Source organism: Rhizobium sp. USDA 4016 (assembly GCF_056279705.1).
The window spans coordinates 276484-294012 of record NZ_JBWCCY010000004.1; the positions used below are offsets into that span (position 1 = coordinate 276484).

The following is a 17529-nucleotide window of genomic DNA, read 5'->3' on the forward strand; positions in this document are numbered from 1 at the left end:
ATCAGGTGATCACCGAAGGTGCATCACGGCCCGTGTGCTTGCGGATGTCCGCGATGCTTTCCGCGGCGGCGACCAGGTCGGCCAGCGCCTCCTGCGTCTCGATGTTGTGCCGGGTCGAATCTGGCTCGTAACGCTCCAGGTAAAGACGTAGCGTCGCACCGGACGTCCCGGTGCCGGAGAGGCGGAACACGACTCGCGAGCCTCCCGAAAAAAGAATGCGAATACCCTGATGTTCGCTGACCGACTTGTCGACCGGATCGTGATAAGCGAAGTCGTCCGCTTTTTCGACGGTCAAGCCGCCGAAGGTCTTGCCCGGCAGGGCTGCAAGCTGGCTGCGCAAATTATCGATCAGGCCGTTTGCAGCGTCGGTATCCACGCCTTCATAGTCATGGCGGGAATAGTAGTTGCGGCCATAGGTCTGCCAATGCTGGGTAACGACGTCCTGAACGCTTTCGCCGCGGACGGCAAGGATGTTCAGCCAGAGGAGTACGGCCCAGAGGCCGTCCTTCTCGCGGACGTGGCTGGAGCCGGTTCCGGCGCTTTCCTCGCCGCAGATCGTTGCCATGCCGGCGTCGAGCAGATTGCCGAAGAATTTCCAGCCGGTCGGCGTTTCATACATGCCGATGCCGCGTTTTTCGGCGACGCGGTCGGCAGCACCGCTGGTCGGCATGGAGCGTGCGATGCCTGCCAGGCCGCCGGAATATCCCGGCGCGAGATTGGCGTTGGCTGCGAGGATCGCCAGGCTGTCTGAAGGGGTGACGAAGATGCCGCGGCCGATGATGAGGTTGCGGTCGCCATCGCCGTCCGAAGCGGCGCCGAAATCGGGCGCGTCCTCGCCCATCATCTCGTCATAGAGTTCCTTGCAGTGGACAGGGTTCGGATCCGGATGATGCCCGCCGAAATCCGGCAGCGGCATGAAATTTCGCACCGAGCCGAGCGGCGCGCCAAGACGGTTTTCGAAGATTTCCTTGGCATAGGGGCCGGTAACGGCGCTCATCGCATCGAAGGCGATTCGGAAGCCGAGGCTGATCAGATTGCGGATCGCGCCGAAATCGAAGAGCTCCTCCATCAGCGCGGTATAGTCCTCGACCGAGTCGATGACCGAAAGCATCATGCCGCCGGGCAGTTCTTCCTTGCCGATGCGATCGAGGTTCACGTCCGGGAAATCGGCGATCTTGTAACTGTCGATCACCCTGGTGCGCGCATAGATCGCGTCGGTGATCTTTTCCGGCGCCGGCCCGCCGTTGTTGACGTTGTATTTGATGCCGAAATCTTCGGTCGGGCCGCCGGGATTGTGGCTGGCAGAAAGGATAATGCCGCCGAAAGCCTTGTATTTACGAATGATGTGCGAGGCAGCCGGGGTCGAAAGAATGCCGCCTTTGCCAACGATGACCTTTCCAAAGCCGTTGGCGGCGGCCATCTTGATCGCCTTCTGGATGACCTCGCGATTGTAGTAGCGTCCGTCGCCGCCAATGACGAGGCACTTGCCCTGATAGCTTTCCAGAGAATCGAAAATCGATTGGATGAAGTTCTCAGCATAGTTCGGCTGCTGGAAGACCGGGACCTTCTTCCTGAGACCCGACGTGCCGGGTTTCTGGTCCTGGTAGGGCGTTGTGGATACAGATTTGTTCATTTCTGTCACTTGCCTTTCGGGGCGAGGCTTGAATAGAGGGCAGCGTAGCGCTCGGCGCTCTTCTCCCACGAGACATCCGATTTCATGCCCTGCTTTTGCAATTGGGTCCAGACTTTTTGGTCCGCGAAGAGATGTAGTGCACGCCGGATTGCCTGCAACATACCCTCTGCGGTGACGGGAGAAAACTGTATCCCCGTTGCGACTTTCGCTGCAAGCGCGGCGTGATTGGCATCGATCACGGTATCGTTGAGACCGCCGGTGCGTGCCACGATCGGCACGCAGCCATAACGCAAGCCGTAAAGCTGGGTGAGACCGCAAGGTTCGAAACGCGAAGGAATGATGATGGCATCGCAGCCGGCCTGCATCAGGTGCGACATCGGCTCGTTATATCCGATCGAGACGCCGATGCGGCCGGGATGACGGGCGGCTGCGGCAAGCAGCGAGCCTTCAAGCGCTGGATCGCCGGAGCCGAGGACGGCAAGCTTGCCGCCGAGGGCGACGATTGCGTCGCAAGTCGCAGCGATCACGTCCATTCCCTTTTGCCAGGTAAGGCGGCTGATGATGCTGAAGATCGGCGCGCCGTCATCATGCAGGCGGAAGAATTCGGCGATCGATTTGCGGTTCTCTTCGCGATTTTTAAGTGTCGTGACGCCGTAATGTGTGTGGACGACCGGATCGGTTGCCGGATTCCAAACTTCAGCATCAATGCCGTTGACGATGCCGTGCAACACGTCGCGGCGGCTGGCGATGACACCTTCCAGCCCCATGCCGAACTCGTTCGTCAGGATTTCCTCGGCATAGGTGGGGCTTACGGTGGTGATCGCGTGCGCAGTCTGAAGGCCACCTTTCAGGAAGCCGATATGGCCGTAATATTCGATGCTTTCGGTCGAGAACGCATGCGGCGGCAGGCGCAGGCTCGGGAAGATGTCGGCGCTGAACTGGCCCTGGAATGCCATGTTGTGGATTGTCAGAACGGTCGGCAGCTCAGGCGTCGGATAGTAGCGCATATAGACCGGCGTCATGGCGGCTTGCCAGTCGTGGGCATGTACGAGGTCCGGCCGCCAGTCCGGCATCAGGCCCGCGGCGATTTCGGCAGCCGCCAGCGATAGCGCCGCGAAACGCCGCCAGTTGTCGGCATAGTCCTTGCCCGTGTGGTCGAGATAGGGACCGCCCACGCGATCGTAATATGCAGGAGCGTCGAGAACGAGGATATCGAGGCCTTCATATTCCACTTCCAGCACCGTCGCGGGCGCTCCCAGCAGATCATCGAACTGCAGGCGAACGACCGGATCGCGAATGACCTTCATGACTGCCGGATAGCCGGGCATGAGGGTCTTCGTCTCAATGCCGAACTGCTTGAGTGCGATTGGCAGGGCGCCGGCCACGTCGGCAAGGCCCCCTGTTTTGATCAAAGGGAAGACTTCGGACGCAACCGAAAGAACTTTCATATGTTCAAAGATCCAACTTATCGAGCATCGGTTGCGTAATCAGGCAAATACCGCTTTCCGTCCGCCGGAACCGCTTGGCATCGAGTTCCGGATCCTCGCCGACGACAAGGCCCTCCGGAATGACGACGCCATGATCGATCACGACGTTTTTCAATTGCGCGCGCCGGCCGACCTTCACGCTCGGAAGGACGACGGCTCCCTCCAATTTCGAATAGGAGTTAGCGCGAACACCGGTGAAAAGAAGGCTTTTGTGAAGCGTGGCGCCGGAGATGATGCAATCGCCGGCGACGACCGAGGAAGTGGCCGAGCCACGGCGGTCTTCGTCGTCGTGGACGAATTTTGCCGGTGGTGAGATTTCCGCATAGGTCCAGATCGGCCAGGATTTGTCATAAATATCAAGTTCCGGGACGATCGCCGTCAGATCGATATTCGCCTGCCAGTATGCTTCGATCGTTCCGACATCGCGCCAATAGGGTTCGTGCTCGAAATCCGAGCGGACGCAGGACTGGCCGAAGCGGTGCGCGACCGCCTTACCGTTCTTCACGATATAGGGGATGATATCCTTGCCGAAATCCTTGCTGGAATTCGGATCGGCTGCGTCGCGGCGCAATGCGTCGATCAGGAACTTGGTGTGGAAGACGTAGATCCCCATGGACGCCAGCGCAAAATCAGGTTTGTCCGGAATGCCTGGCGGATTGGCGGGCTTTTCGACGAAATCGATGATCCGGTCGGCCTTGTCCACATGCATAACGCCGAAGCCGACGGCTTCCATGCGCGGCACTTCCAGGCAGCCGATGGTGACATCCGCGCCCGAATCGACGTGCTGCTGCAGCATCCACTCGTAATCCATCTTGTAGACGTGATCGCCTGCAAGGATGACCATGTACTCGACGCCGTAATCCTCGATGATGTCGATGTTCTGATAGACGGCGTCGGCAGTGCCTTCGTACCATTGCGTTTCCGAGACGCGCTGGCTGGCCGGCAGGATGTCGAAGCTTTCGTTTCGCTCGGGACGGAAGAAGTTCCAGCCACGCTGCATATGGCGGATCAGAGAGTGAGCCTTATACTGCGTCGCGACGCCGATGCGGCGGATGCCGGAATTCAGCGCGTTCGACAGTGCAAAGTCGATGATACGTGATTTGCCGCCGAAATAGACCGCCGGCTTGGCGCGCCGGTCGGTGAGTTCCTTGAGGCGGCTCCCCCTGCCGCCGGCCAGAACATAGGCCATTGCGTCGCGGGCAAGTGGCTGAATGCGCTTTTCTACCATTGTCTACTCCTCCCACCAGTCTTCAAGTCTCAGGTTCAAGCATGATCGTCGCCAGCGGCGGCAAGGTGATCGACGCAACGATGCTGCCGCCGGCGTTGACGGCCTGCACGCGCCCGCCATTTCCCTTGCCGCTGCCGCCGTAGATATCGGCATCGGTATTCAGGATTTCCCGCCAGCGGCCTTCGAGCGGCAGGCGGATGGAATAGTTCTCGCGGTAAGCCGGCGTGAAATTGGTGATGACGGCGATCGGCTTGTGTTCCGGTGCCTTGCGTAGCCATGCAAAGACGGAGTTTTCGTGATCGTCGGCGATCAGCCATTCGAAACCGTCGCCTTCGCAATCGCGCGCGTGCAACGCCGGCTTGGAGCGGTAGGTGAAGTTGAGGTCGCGTACGAGGCGGCGCATGCCTTCGTGCATGCGGTATTGCAGCAGGTTCCAGTCGAGCGAGGTTGCCTCGCTCCATTCGCTCCATTGCGCAAATTCCTGGCCCATGAAGAGCAGTTTCTTGCCGGGGTAGCCCCACATGAAGGCATAGTAGGCGCGCAGGTTTGCGAATTTCTGCCAGTCATCGCCAGGCATCTTTGCGATCAGCGAACCTTTGCCGTGCACCACTTCGTCATGGGAGAGTGGCAGAACAAAGTTTTCCGAATAGGCGTAGAGCAGGCCGAAGGTCAGTTCGTTGTGGTGATGCCTGCGATATATCGGATCACGCTTCATGTAGCTCAGCGTGTCGTGCATGAAGCCCATGTTCCACTTGAAGCCGAAGCCGAGGCCGCCTTCATGCACCGGCTGCGAGACCTTCGGCCAGGAGGTCGATTCCTCGGCAATGGTCATGACGCCCGGGTGCTCGGCGTAGATGCGGGTGTTCATGTCCTGAAGGAAGCGGACGGCCTCGAGGTTTTCGTTGCCGCCGTATTCGTTCGGAATCCATTCGCCGTGGTTGCGCGAGTAATCGAGATAGAGCATCGAGGCGACGGCATCGACACGCAGGCCGTCGAGATGGAATTTCTCCGCCCAATAGAGCGCGTTGTTGACGAGATAGGATTGAACCTCGGTACGGCCGAAATTGTAGATCGCCGTATTCCAATCCGGGTGGAAACCTTTGCGCGGATCCTCATGCTCGTAAAGTGCAGTGCCGTCGAACCAGCCGAGGCCGTGTTCGTCGGTGGGGAAGTGCGCGGGCACCCAGTCGAGAATGACACCGATGCCGACCTTGTGGCAGCCGTTCACGAAACGCGCAAAACCTTCCGGTTCGCCGAAGCGGGCGCTCGGCGCGTAAAGGCCGGTGGTCTGGTAGCCCCATGACGGATCGTAGGGATGTTCGGTGATCGGAAGGAATTCGATATGGGTGAAGCCCATGTCGACGCAGTAGGGGATGAGGCTGGAAGCAAGCTCGTCCCAGGAGAGGAAGGAACCATCCTGATGGCGCTGCCATGAACCGGCATGCACCTCATAGATCGAGATCGGTTGGCGGCGCTTGTCGGTTTCGCTCCAGTGTTTGAGGTGGTCTTCGTCCTGCCATTCCTGCAGAAGTTCAGGCGCAACGACGGAGGCCGTCTTCGGACGAAATTCGCTGCGCCGCGCAAAAGGGTCGGCTTTCAGCGGCAGGAGAACGCCGTCATGGCCGCGGATCTCGAACTTGTAAGGGACGCCCGTCGGGACATCCGGCGCAAAGATTTCCCATATGCCGGCGCTGGCGCGAAAACGCATCACATGTCGGCGTCCGTCCCAATTGTTGAAATCGCCGACGACGGAAACGCGCTGGGCATTCGGCGCCCAGACGGCAAAATGGATTCCCTGCGCGCCTTCGTGCTTGATCCAGTGCGCCCCCATCTTGTCGAAGAGGCGGAGATGCGAGCCTTCACGCGCGTAGTAATCGTCCATCGGGCCGAGCACGGGGCCGAAGCTGTACGGGTCGGTGACGGCCCATTCCGCATCGTCGCGCCGGGCGCGGTAGCGCACCGGCTGCCGTTTCGCCAGCGCGACCGGGCCAGCGAAAAAGCCATCCGGATGGAGCTGCGTCAGTTCGCCAATGACGCTGCCGTCGAGGGTCAAGGCGGTGACTTCTTCGGCGCCGGGAATGAAGCAGCGGGCAGCGTAGCTGTCACCTGCCTCATGCACGCCGAGCACAGCAAATGGATTAGCGTGCGAGCCGGCAAGGATTGCCGTTATTTCGTCTGCCGAAATTTCCCAGGGACGCTTTACTTCAAGGGCGACTTTCGGCGTTTTCATCCGGCTCTCCAGATTTCATCGGCATACTGCCGGATCGTGCGGTCGGAGGAGAACCAGCCCATTCGCGCGGTATTGTTGATGGTCTTGGCATACCAGGAGGACGGCTTGTTCCAGATCTGGTCCACGTCCCGCTGGGCGGCTGCATAGGCGTCGAAATCGGCGGCGACCATAAACCAGTCGTGCGAATAAATGCCATCGATCAGCTGGGCGTAGCGATTGCGGTCATCCGGCGAGAAGACGCCGCCGGCAATCGAAGCCAGCGCCTGCGACAGTTCCCGGGAGCTTTCGATGATGGCGCGTGGGTTGTGTCCATCGGTGCGGGCATCGGCGACTTCATCGGCGCGCAGGCCGAAGATAACGATATTGTCGGCGCCGACATTGTCGCGCATTTCGACATTCGCCCCGTCCAGGGTGCCGATCGTGAGCGCTCCGTTCAAACCGAACTTCATGTTGCCGGTGCCGGAGGCTTCCATGCCGGCCGTCGAAATCTGCTCGGAGAGGTCGGCGGCGGGCACCATGACCTCGGCAAGCGAGACGTTGTAATTGGGCACGAAGACCACTTTCAGGAGGCCGCGGACGGCCGGGTCGTTGTTGATCGTGCGGGCGACGTCGTTGATGAGCTTGATGATGAGCTTGGCATTGTGATAGCTCGGCGCCGCCTTGCCGGCAAAGAGCTTCACACGCGGCACCCAGTCGAGTTCGGGATGCGAGCGGATCTGGTCGTAGAGAGCGACCGCCTCGACAACGTTGAGCAATTGGCGCTTGTACTCGTGGATGCGCTTGATCTGAATGTCGAACATCGCGGAAGGATCAAGCTTCACGCCCATGCGGCTGGCGACAAGATTGGAGAGCGCCACCTTGTTCGCGCGCTTCACGGAGCCGAACTTTTCCTGGAAGCTCGGATCGGTGGCGAATTTTTCGAGCGGCTTGAGCTTTTCGGCGTCATCCATGAATTCGTCGCCGATCGCCTCGCGGATAAGGCTGGTGAGTCCGGGGTTGCATTGCTGCAGCCAGCGGCGTGGCGTGATGCCGTTCGTCTTGTTGTTGATGCGGTTCGGATAGAGCTTGTGCAGGTCCGCAAAGACCGTGACCTTCATGAGTTCGGTATGCAAGGCGGATACGCCGTTGATCGAATGCGAGCCGACGAAGGCGAGATTGCCCATCCGCACCCGGCGGTCGCCGCTCTCGTCGATCAGCGAGATCGCCCGGATTTCGGTGTCGGAGAAGTTCTTTTCCCTGCGGGCCTCAAGCAGAATCTTGGCATTGATCGCGTAGATCAGCTGCATGTGACGCGGCAGCAGCCGTTCGAAGAGCGGGATCGGCCAGGTCTCGAGAGCTTCCGGCAGGAGCGTGTGGTTGGTGTAGGAAATCGTGCGGCGGACGATATCGAAGGCCTGCTCGAAATCCATGCCGTGAACGTCACAGAGCAGGCGCGTCAGCTCGGCAACCGAAACGGCGGGGTGCGTGTCATTCAGCTGGATCGCCACCTTGTCCGGCAGCGACGTGAAATCGTCATACTGCTGCAGGTGGCGGCGCAGGATGTCCTGAAGCGAGGCGGAGGAGAAGAAGAATTCCTGGCGAAGGCGCAGCTCCTGTCCGGCGGGCGTCGCGTCTGCCGGATAGAGCACGCGCGTCAGGCTTTCCGCCTTGTTGCTTTCGCGCAGAGCACCGATATGGTCGCCGGCATTGAAGGCGTCGAGCAGGATCGGGTCGATCGGCTGGGCCGACCAGAGACGCAGCGTGTTGACGCGCTTGCCGCGCCAGCCGACCACCGGTGTGTCGAAGGCAGCGGCAATGACGCGCTCTGCCGGCTTCCAGACATAGCGCGGCTCGCCTTCGGCATTGTTGGCGACGTCGACGGTGCCGCCGTAGCCGATTTCATAGGCGCTTTCGCGACGTTCGAATTCCCAGGGGTTGCCATGCGCGAGCCAGCTTTCCGGCAATTCCACTTGCCAGCCGTCGGCAAGCTGCTGACGGAAGAGGCCGTGGACATAACGGATGCCGTAGCCATAGGCCGGCACTTCGACCGTTGCCATGCTTTCCATGAAACAGGCCGCGAGGCGCCCGAGGCCGCCGTTGCCGAGAGCAGCATCCGGCTCGAGGCCGGCGATCACGTTGACATCGACGCCGAGGGAGGCGAGCGCATCGCGCACCTGCTCCATCAGGCCCATGTTCGTGACGGCATCGCGCATCAGGCGACCGATCAGGAACTCAAGCGACAGGTAGTAAACGCGCTTGTCGCCTGTCGCGTAGACCTTGCGCGTCGACTCCATCCATTTGTCAATGATGCGGTCGCGAACGACGAGGATAGTCGCCGTCAGCCAGTCATGCGGCTTGGCAACTTTTGCATCTTTGCCGATGCGGTAAGTCAGGCGTTCGATGATTTCTTCGGCTAGAATTTCCGGGCGGGAACTGCGCGGGGCGGGAGAAGGGATGGTCGGCTTGGAAACGGGGTTCATCGTCATATCTCGCCAAATTTGATTTAGTTTCAGTGCGTTACGTCTGACGAAGCCGACTTTGCACGCACGCCGGTCACGGCAGTTTATGCATCGTTACCAAGCACTTGCAACAAGGGATTTAGCGAAAGCAAAAATTTGCGAAACCGTCGTGTTCACCGGCATAAGGGACTTGATTTCAATTGGTTTTCCCGGTCTGATGCGCGAGATTAGCCCTAAACGAAAAGCCGCCCCGGTTTGTTCCGGAGCGGCTTTTCCTTTGAAAGGATGAGCGCCGAATTTTATTGGGTCAGGCGTATGCTCTGTTTGGCGGCCGATGAGCCGATTATCTTAAAGGCCGCGACGAGCGAGGCCATGTTCTCGGCTGCGAAATAGGTTGAAGAGCTCGTCGCGCAGTAGCTTAGCAGCGCCTTGCCGCGATCGGGAGCCATGAACGCAACCGTATAGACCGTGATATTTTTGTCGCGCGCCAAGTCGCACCATTTTTTTGGTTTCAGTATCGGCTGACGTGTAATTGTTGTTGCCGTCCGTCATGAAGACAATGTATTTGTCGGGTGTCAGGCCGTTCTTGTTCAAATGCGCTGTATTCTCGGCCGGGTCGATAATCTTGTCATATGCCGTCTTAAAGGCATCGCTTGAATCTGTCCCGCCTGTCGCGGTCAGAGCGTGGACGTAGGTTGACACGGCAGACGTTCCCCAGGCCAGGTCCAACGCCGACTGCATTTCGATATTGTAAGAGACGCTGCCCGTGCGGACGTATTGCAGATTGGGATCGGCGGTATTCAACTGGGTCAGCAGGCTCGAAACGGCCAGCTTCAATGCCTCGATCTTGGTGTAGTAGTCCGTAACGGTTCGATCGCAGGTCTTTGGGTTCTTTCTCGAGCCACAGTTGTAACTTTCCGTGTACGTATGCGAGGTCGTAGTATCCTCGGCCATCGAGCCCGAACGGTCGAGCACGAGATACATCGAGAGCGAGCTCTTTGTGACGGTGTTTTCGGTGCTGCTCTCTGTCTTGGACAATGAGCCGATTTCCGTGCTTTCCTTGCCCAAGATGCGCATCAGCGCGCTATTGCCCATGTTGTAGGCAGTTTTGACCTCAACTTTGTAAGTCTTGCCGCCCGAACCGGATGCGGTTTCTGTGACAACAACAGACATTGCATCCTTTAGGGCCGCGATGGTGTCGGAATCGTCAATGTAATTTGACATCTGGCCGATGACAAAGTTCTTGGCAAGCTCCTTGGCACCGTTCACATCGACCTTTTCGGCGACGAGCGCGGAGGCTGCAGCCAGCGCAGCCGAATCGGAGGCTTCCTGCAACTGACGTTGCGAAAGCATCATGTTGGATACGTCGACGGCGAGCCCGGCGGCGCCAATCGCGACTGGCATCAAAATCGCCGTCATCATGGCGAAATTGCCGGAACGATCGCGTAAGGCGCGCGTAATGTTGGCGCGCAGAAAAGATATGGGAGACATCATGTCACCTGCAGCAAGAGAGGGTTTATACTGTCTCCATATCTACAGCGCGGTTGTTACCACAGGTTTTAAGGTAATCGTTAAAATTGCAGATACCTTGCGATTTTGGGACATGATCTACTGCGTTTGCCGGATAACCTTCTCGCCAAGAGGACAGCTGGCGCTTTTGCGCATTAACGTCTGTGGCGGCGGGTTCTGCGTCAGTCCTACACACTTTCCCTGGCCATCGGCTCATTCCGGCACAGAGGCCAGGAAGACATGCGGATGCTTCCGCCAAGGTCGGTTGATTTCGGGATTCAGGCAGTCAAAAAGATATGAGACAGGGTTGTCTTGCTGGTCTCGAGGCTCCAGGAAGCAGCGGCTATTCCTGTCTTCCGATCACTTGATCGGAATGACGTCGACGGCCTGCACGGCGTGATGGCCGCCGTAGCTTTTCAGGACGCCGATGACAGGGGCGACGTCGGAATAGTCGCGGCCATAGGCGACGACGATGTGGTCGGTGCCGGCGGGCATGTCGTTGGTCGGGTCGAGTTCGATCCAGCCCAGGGTTTCACCGCACCAGACACGGACCCAGGCATGCATGGCGTCAGCGCCTTCGAGCCGTTCCTTGCCGGGCGGTGGGATGGTCCGCAGGAAGCCGGAGACATAGCCTGCCGGGATGCCGAGGCTGCGGAGCGCCAGGATCATCACATGGACGAAATCCTGGCAGACGCCGCGCTTCAGGGTGAAAGCGTCGAGAGCCGTGGAATCTACCGTCGTTGCTTCCGTATCGTAGGTGAAATCCTTGTTGATGCGGGTGCACAAGGCATTGGCGATCTGCAGCACGGTAAGGCCGGGCGGCGCGCAGTCCCGGGCATAGTCCGAAATGGCGCGGGTTTCCGTGAGACGAGGGCTGCTGGCGATGAAATGATGCGGAGAGTCAGGCTCCAGCGACCAGACGCCGGCGACCTCCTTCGGCAGGCGGTCGAGATCCGGTGAGAAATCGGCGGCGATCGAACGGCTATCGACCTGCACGCGGGCCTGCATGCGGATATCCAACGTCTCGTGCGGCGACCGCAGCAGGATGGATGTTGCCGGATGGAGGAAGAAATCGGTGAAATGCGATTGCTCGTCCGGCGACGGAGATATGGTAATCGAGCCTGCGACCAGCCGCTGCCGGTCGGGCAGCGAAAGCGGCATCAGCCGAATGATGTGACGCGCGCCGGAAGCCGGCGTGTCGTAGGTGTATCCCATGTGCAGGGTGAGGTCGTAGAGCACGGCGGTCACCCGAGGTAGGTCTGGGCGAGAAGGTCGGACAGCAGCTCGAGCTCGCGTTCAAACTTCTTGTAGAACTCGCCGGTCATCGTTTCCGGCGTCATGACGGCGAGGCCGGAATGCAGGCGCATGGCCTCGCGGTAGAATGGCGACATCTGGCCGTTGACGAAGGCGTTCGGCAGCTGCTCGACCTCGCGATGGATCTCGTTCATCTGGAAGAGAACCGAACGTGGGTTTAGCGGGTCGAGCGCCAGAAGGTCCGTGACGGTCAGGCGGGCGGTGTTGACGTTGTACCGGCGGCGGTGGGTCATGACGCTATCGCCGATTTCGAGCAGCATATCCAGCGCGCCATCAGGGGCATCGGGGCCGGACATGTGGCCGAGAAGACGCGTCATGTGCAGGCCGCGCTCGATATAGCGACCGAGCGAGAGGAAGCGCCATCCGGTGAAGCGATACATGTTTTCATGCACGAGACCTGCGAAGCCCGCGAGCTTGCGCAGCAGGATCGTCATGGCATGGCTGGCGTCGTCGCCCGCTGCAACGCTGACATGGAAGCGGTGCGCGGTCTTGGCTAGGTCGTTCAGGGCCAGCCAGCCATCCGGCGAGAACCGGTCGCGGATATTACTGGCGGAATAGACGGCGCTGTCGATGTTGCGCAGGAGCGTTTCGGGCACGGCTTCTTCCGTGCCGATGTCGACGGCAGCGAGATATTCCGAAACATCGGCAAGCAGCGGCTGACTCGGATCGGCAGCTTCGGCGTAACGGGCGTGCCAGGCGCGAAGGATGCGCAGCGCTCCTTCGGCGCGCTCGATATAGCGGCCGAGCCAGAAGAGATTGTCGGCCGCCCGACTTGGCAGGCTGCCCGGCATGTTGCGGGTGAAGCTTCCTTCGGCAGGCAGAAGGGTATGGCGCTCGACCGGCTTGTCGCTGACGATCCAGACGTCTGCCGCCGCGCCGCCCGACTGCATGGCGATCGCAGCGGCGTCATCGCCGGCGCCGATGCGGGCAAAGCCGCCCGGCATGATCTGCCAGCCATTCGCCGTGCGAGCGGCGAAGACGCGAAGCGACATCGGCCGCGGCGTCAGCTTTCCGTCTACCCAGGCCGGCGTCGTCGACAGCGTGACGACTTCCTGGCCGACGAGTTTCGGGCCGTCGGAGTTCAGCCAGTCGGTGATCGAATCCTTTGCCGTTGCGCGCAGCGACGAGCCGAGGACGGACTCGCCGCTATCGTCGAAGAAGGGAGCGCGCGAATAGGCGGGACCGATCACCATCTTCTCGATGTTCTTCGCGACGTGTTCGCGCTCCTCCTTCTGCCCGCACCACCAAGTGGCGATCGACGGCAGGTACAGTTTTTCGCCAAGCAGGCGGCGACAGATCGTCGGCATGAAAGCGAGCAAGGCGCGCGTCTCGAGGATGCCGGTCCCGAGAGCATTGACGATCGTCACCGATTCAGCACGCAGTGCCTCGACCAGACCGGGGGTGCCGATATGCGAATTCTGGTTCAGCTCCAGCGGATCGGCATAGGCGGAATCGAGGCGCCGCCAGAGGACGCCGATCGGCTTCAGGCCAGCCACCGTGCGAACCATGACGCGGCCATTGACCACCGTCAGATCTTCGCCTTCGAGAAGCATGAAGCCGAGATAGCGGGCGATATAGGCGTGTTCATAGTAGGTTTCGTTTGCCGGTCCGGGGGTCAGAACGCCGATGCGGTCGTCGCCGGAATGTTTCATCGTCTGCAACGCATCGCGGAAGGCGCCGAAGAAGGAGGCGAGACGGTGAACCGGGGTTTCGGCATAGATATCGGAGAAGGCGCGCGTGGTGGCAACGCGGCTTTCAAGCGCGAAGCCTGCACCTGACGGCGCCTGTGTACGGTCGGCCAGAACCCACCAGTTTCCGTCCGGGCCGCGGCCAATCTCGAAGGCGCAGAAATGCAGGTAGTGGCCGGTCGCCGGCTTTACGCCTGCAAGCGGGCGTTGGAATTCCGGGTTGGCGGCGATCAGGCCAGGCGGCAGGAAGCCTTCGTCGACCAGCTTGTTGTCGCCATAGATATCGGCAACGATCGCCTCAAGCAGATCGGCGCGCTGCACCAGGCCGGCGGAAAGCGCCTGCCATTCGCGCTCGTCGATCAGGACCGGGATATGCGACAGCGGCCAGGAGCGCTCGCCGGTGCCCTTGCTGCCATAGGCGCGGTAGAATACGCCGGCATCGCGCAGATAGCGGTCGGCTCGGGCGAAGCGCTCGGTCAGTTCCTTCTCGGGAATTGCCCCGAAGCCCGCAAGAAAGCGCTGCCAGACCGGGCGGATGGCGCCGTTGTTATCGACCATCTCGTCGGCAATGCCGGGCAGGGGCGCATAGCCGAACGCCGCATCGTTGCCGCCGCGGCTTGGAACCTCGTCCCTACGTTTCTCCATTGCCGGTTTCTTGCCCATTAAAACCTAGCTCGTCAAATGCCTGCCGGCCTGCGGAGATCCAGCGTCAGCGGGAATTCCGGCGAACCGATCTCGGCGCGCGGAATGAAGCCGCCCGCCGTATGTCCCCACGGTTCGAATCGGGAGAGCCGCCTTGCTTCCGCTTCGTTGCCGTTTACCGGGAAGGTGTCATAGTTGCGCCCGCCCGGATGGGCAACATGATAGATGCAGCCGCCGATCGAACGCTTCGACCATGTATCATAAATGTCAAATGTCAGCGGCGTATTCACCGGCAGGACCGGATGCAGGCCCGAGGCCGGCTGCCACGCCTTGAAGCGGACGCCGGCGACGGACACGCCGGACGTCCCTGTCGGTGTCAGCGGCACCGTTCGGCCGTTGCAGGTGACGGTGTAGCGCGAGGAATTACTGGTTTCGAGGCGAACCTGAAGTCGTTCGACCGAGCTGTCGACATATCGAACGGTGCCGCCAATCGCGCCTTCCTCGCCCATGACGTGCCAGGGTTCGAGCGCCTGGCGAAGCTCGAGTTTCGAGCCCTCGTATTCCACTTCGCCGCAGAAGGGGAAGCGGAATTCGAGTTGTGCCTTGAACCACTCCGGGCTGACCTCGAAGCCGTTTTCTTTGAGATCGGCAAGCACATCCAGGAAATCGGCCCAGACGAAATGCGGCAGCATGAAGCGATCGTGCAGGGAAGTGCCCCAGCGCACGAACTTGCCGTCGGCGGGATTTTTCCAGAAGCGGGCAATGAGGGCGCGGACCATCAATTGCTGAGCGAGCGACATGCGCGCATTCGGGGGCATTTCGAAGCCGCGGAACTCTACGAGACCGAGACGTCCGGTCGGCCCATCCGGCGAAAACAGCTTGTCGATGCAGATTTCGGCACGGTGGGTGTTGCCCGTCACGTCGATCAGGAGATTGCGGAACAGGCGGTCGGTCAGCCAGGGAAGCGGCGACGGGCCGCGGCCGGGTGCGGGCACCTGGGCGAGGGCGATTTCCAACTCGTACAGGCTGTCGTGCCTGGCCTCGTCGATGCGCGGCGCCTGGCTGGTCGGTCCGATGAACATGCCGGAGAAGAGATAGGAGAGCGAGGGATGCCGCTGCCAGTGCAGCACGAGGCTCTTCAAGAGGTCGGGCCGGCGCAGGAACGGGCTGTCGTTCGGATTTGCGCCGCCGACGACGACATGGTTGCCGCCGCCCGTGCCCGTGTGACGGCCGTCGATCATGAACTTGTCGGCGCCGAGACGCGTCATCCGCGCTTCTTCGTAGATCGCGGTGGTGATTGCGACGCAATCCTGCCAGTTCGAGGCGGGGTGGATATTCACCTCGATGACGCCTGGATCCGGTGCGACACGAATGACATTGATGCGCTCGTCCTGAGGCGGCGAATAGCCCTCGATATGGACGGCAAGCCCAAGTTCGGCCGCTGCGTTTTCGGCGGCTGCGATGAGTTCGAGATAGTCTTCAATGCGCTCGACGGGCGGCATGAAGACGCAAAGCCGGCCGTCGCGCGGCTCGACCGATATCGCCGTGCGAACCGCCCCGCCGATTTCGCCGAGCGTCTGTTCCACACGGCTCTGGCCGCTCTCGTCGCGCTGGAAGGAGGCCTCCGGCATGGCGCGGCCGGCGGGCACGAAAACTTCGGGCAGGGGCTGGCGCGGGATCGATGGGTCGGCGATGTGGATATAGGGATATTGCGATGGCGGCACGTAAGGGAGCGTACCAAGCGGCAGACGGTATCCGACAGGGCTGTCGCCTGGGACGAGGAAAATCTTGCCGCGCCGGGTCTGCCATTTCTCGCTGATCCAGCGGTGCCCTGAAGCCTGAGCATTCCAGGCTTGAACGGGAAGGATATAACCTGTCGGAACCGTCAGGCCACGTTCGAAAACGCGGGCGATGCGGTTGCGTTCTTCCGGATCCTTCAGCTTGGAGTTCGACGGATCGACATTTTCGGGAAGGCTTCCCTCCTTGACGATCCACTCGGCGGGATCCTCATAGGCCGGCAGCACCATATCAGGCGTAATCGCCAGCTCGCGCGCGATGCCGGTGAGCAGCCGCTCGGCGTCTTCCGCCTTGGCGACGGTGTCAGCGCCTTCTACTGCGATCAAATCCGGATTCTGCCAGATCGGCTTTCCGTCCTTGCGCCAGTAGAGTGAGAAGGTCCAGCGCGGCAGGCTTTCGCCGGGATACCACTTGCCCTGTCCGTAATGCAGGAAGCCGCCCGGGGCGAAGCGCTGGCGCAGCCTGCGGATCAGGCTGTCGGCTTTCTCCCGCTTGGTCGGGCCTACGGCGGCGGTATTCCACTCTTCGGATTCGAAATCGTCGATCGACACGAAAGTGGGCTCGCCGCCCATCGTTAAGCGCACATCTTCTGCTTTGAGGATACGATCCACTTTTTTGCCAAGTGCGTCGAGCTCGTTCCAGCTCTCCTCGGAGAAGGGCTTGGTGATGCGCGGATGTTCGGCGACACGGGCGACCTTCATGTCGAAGGCGAACTCGGTATTGGCTTCGCCGAAATAGCCGCCGGAGATCGGGGCGGCGTTGCTATAATGCGGGGTTGCGGCGAGCGGGATGTGGCTTTCGCCGGTGAGCAGTCCGGATGTCGGATCGAGGCCGACCCAGCCGGCGCCGGGTAGATAGACTTCGGCCCAGGCATGCAGGTCGGTGAAATCGACCTCCGTACCGGAGGGGCCGTCAAGGGCCTTCAGGTCGGGCGTCAACTGAATGAGGTAGCCGGAGACGAAGCGGGCGGCGAGGCCAAGGTGACGGAGAACCTGAACGAGCAGCCAACTCGTATCACGGCAGGAGCCTCTGGCGCTTTCAAGCGTGTCCTCCGGCGTCTGGACGCCGGCCTCCATGCGGATGACATAGCCGATCTGCTGCTGCAGGCGGGCGTTGAGGCCGACGATCATGTCAACGGTCGGCTGGCCCGGCGAATAGTCGAGCGTTTCGAGGAAAGCCTTGAGCCGCGGGCCGGGGGCCTCCGGTTTCATGTAGATCGAGAGGTCTTCCTGGATCGTCTGCGGATAGTCGAAGGGCCATTTGGTGGCCTCTTCTTCGACGAAGAAGTCGAAGGGGTTGTAGACCGTCATGTCGGCGACGAGATCGACCTCGATCTTGAATTCGGTCACCGGGTCGGGAAAGACATAGCGAGCAAGATAATTCCCGTAGGGGTCCTGCTGCAGGTTCACGAAATGGTTCGACGGCGTGACCTTCAACGAATGACTGAGCACGTGCGTTTTTGAATGCGAGGCGGGCTTGAGGCGGATGACCTGCGGCCCAAGGCGGACCGGCCTGTCGTATTTGTAGTGCGTCAGATGATAGATACTGGCTTTGATCGACATA

At 60.6% G+C, this 17529-nt stretch carries 9 protein-coding genes; all 9 read right to left on the reverse strand.

Going from position 1 to position 17529, the window contains the following annotated elements; all coding sequences use genetic code 11:
- Position 1: 1 nt before the first annotated feature.
- Positions 2-1633 (reverse strand): alpha-D-glucose phosphate-specific phosphoglucomutase, encoded by a 1632-nt coding sequence (locus tag ACZ9DP_RS16590; RefSeq protein ID WP_476202934.1) that lies wholly within the window; start codon positions 1631-1633, stop codon positions 2-4.
- 5 nt (positions 1634-1638) lie between these two features.
- Positions 1639-3081 (reverse strand): glycogen synthase GlgA, encoded by a 1443-nt coding sequence (gene glgA, locus ACZ9DP_RS16595; protein WP_476202935.1) that lies wholly within the window; start codon positions 3079-3081, stop codon positions 1639-1641.
- A 4-nt stretch (positions 3082-3085) separates the two neighbouring features.
- Complete coding sequence (gene glgC / locus ACZ9DP_RS16600) at positions 3086-4348, reverse strand: glucose-1-phosphate adenylyltransferase (RefSeq protein ID WP_074069678.1); 1263 nt, start codon at positions 4346-4348, stop codon at positions 3086-3088.
- Positions 4349-4370: 22 nt separating this feature from the next.
- Entirely contained in the window at positions 4371-6578 is a 2208-nt protein-coding gene (gene glgB, locus ACZ9DP_RS16605) for a 1,4-alpha-glucan branching protein GlgB (protein WP_283069558.1), read from the reverse strand.
- Complete coding sequence (locus tag ACZ9DP_RS16610) at positions 6575-9037, reverse strand: glycogen/starch/alpha-glucan phosphorylase (protein ID WP_074070433.1); 2463 nt, start codon at positions 9035-9037, stop codon at positions 6575-6577. The genes glgB and ACZ9DP_RS16610 overlap by 4 nt, the downstream gene beginning before the upstream one ends.
- A gap of 327 nt (positions 9038-9364) precedes the next feature.
- Positions 9365-10507: a pilus assembly protein TadG-related protein gene (locus ACZ9DP_RS16615; protein ID WP_476202936.1), complete on the reverse strand. Its 1143-nt coding sequence runs from the start codon at positions 10505-10507 to the stop codon at positions 9365-9367.
- 378 nt (positions 10508-10885) lie between these two features.
- Positions 10886-11773 (reverse strand): transglutaminase family protein, encoded by an 888-nt coding sequence (locus tag ACZ9DP_RS16620; RefSeq protein ID WP_476202938.1) that lies wholly within the window; start codon positions 11771-11773, stop codon positions 10886-10888.
- Positions 11770-14190 carry a circularly permuted type 2 ATP-grasp protein gene (locus ACZ9DP_RS16625; RefSeq protein ID WP_476202939.1) on the reverse strand — a complete coding sequence of 807 codons (2421 nt, stop codon included), beginning with the start codon at positions 14188-14190 and terminating at the stop codon, positions 11770-11772. Before ACZ9DP_RS16625 ends, ACZ9DP_RS16620 begins: the two co-directional genes overlap by 4 nt.
- 14 nt (positions 14191-14204) lie before the next feature.
- Positions 14205-17528: a transglutaminase family protein gene (locus ACZ9DP_RS16630; protein WP_372414093.1), complete on the reverse strand. Its 3324-nt coding sequence runs from the start codon at positions 17526-17528 to the stop codon at positions 14205-14207.
- Position 17529: the final 1 nt, after the last annotated feature.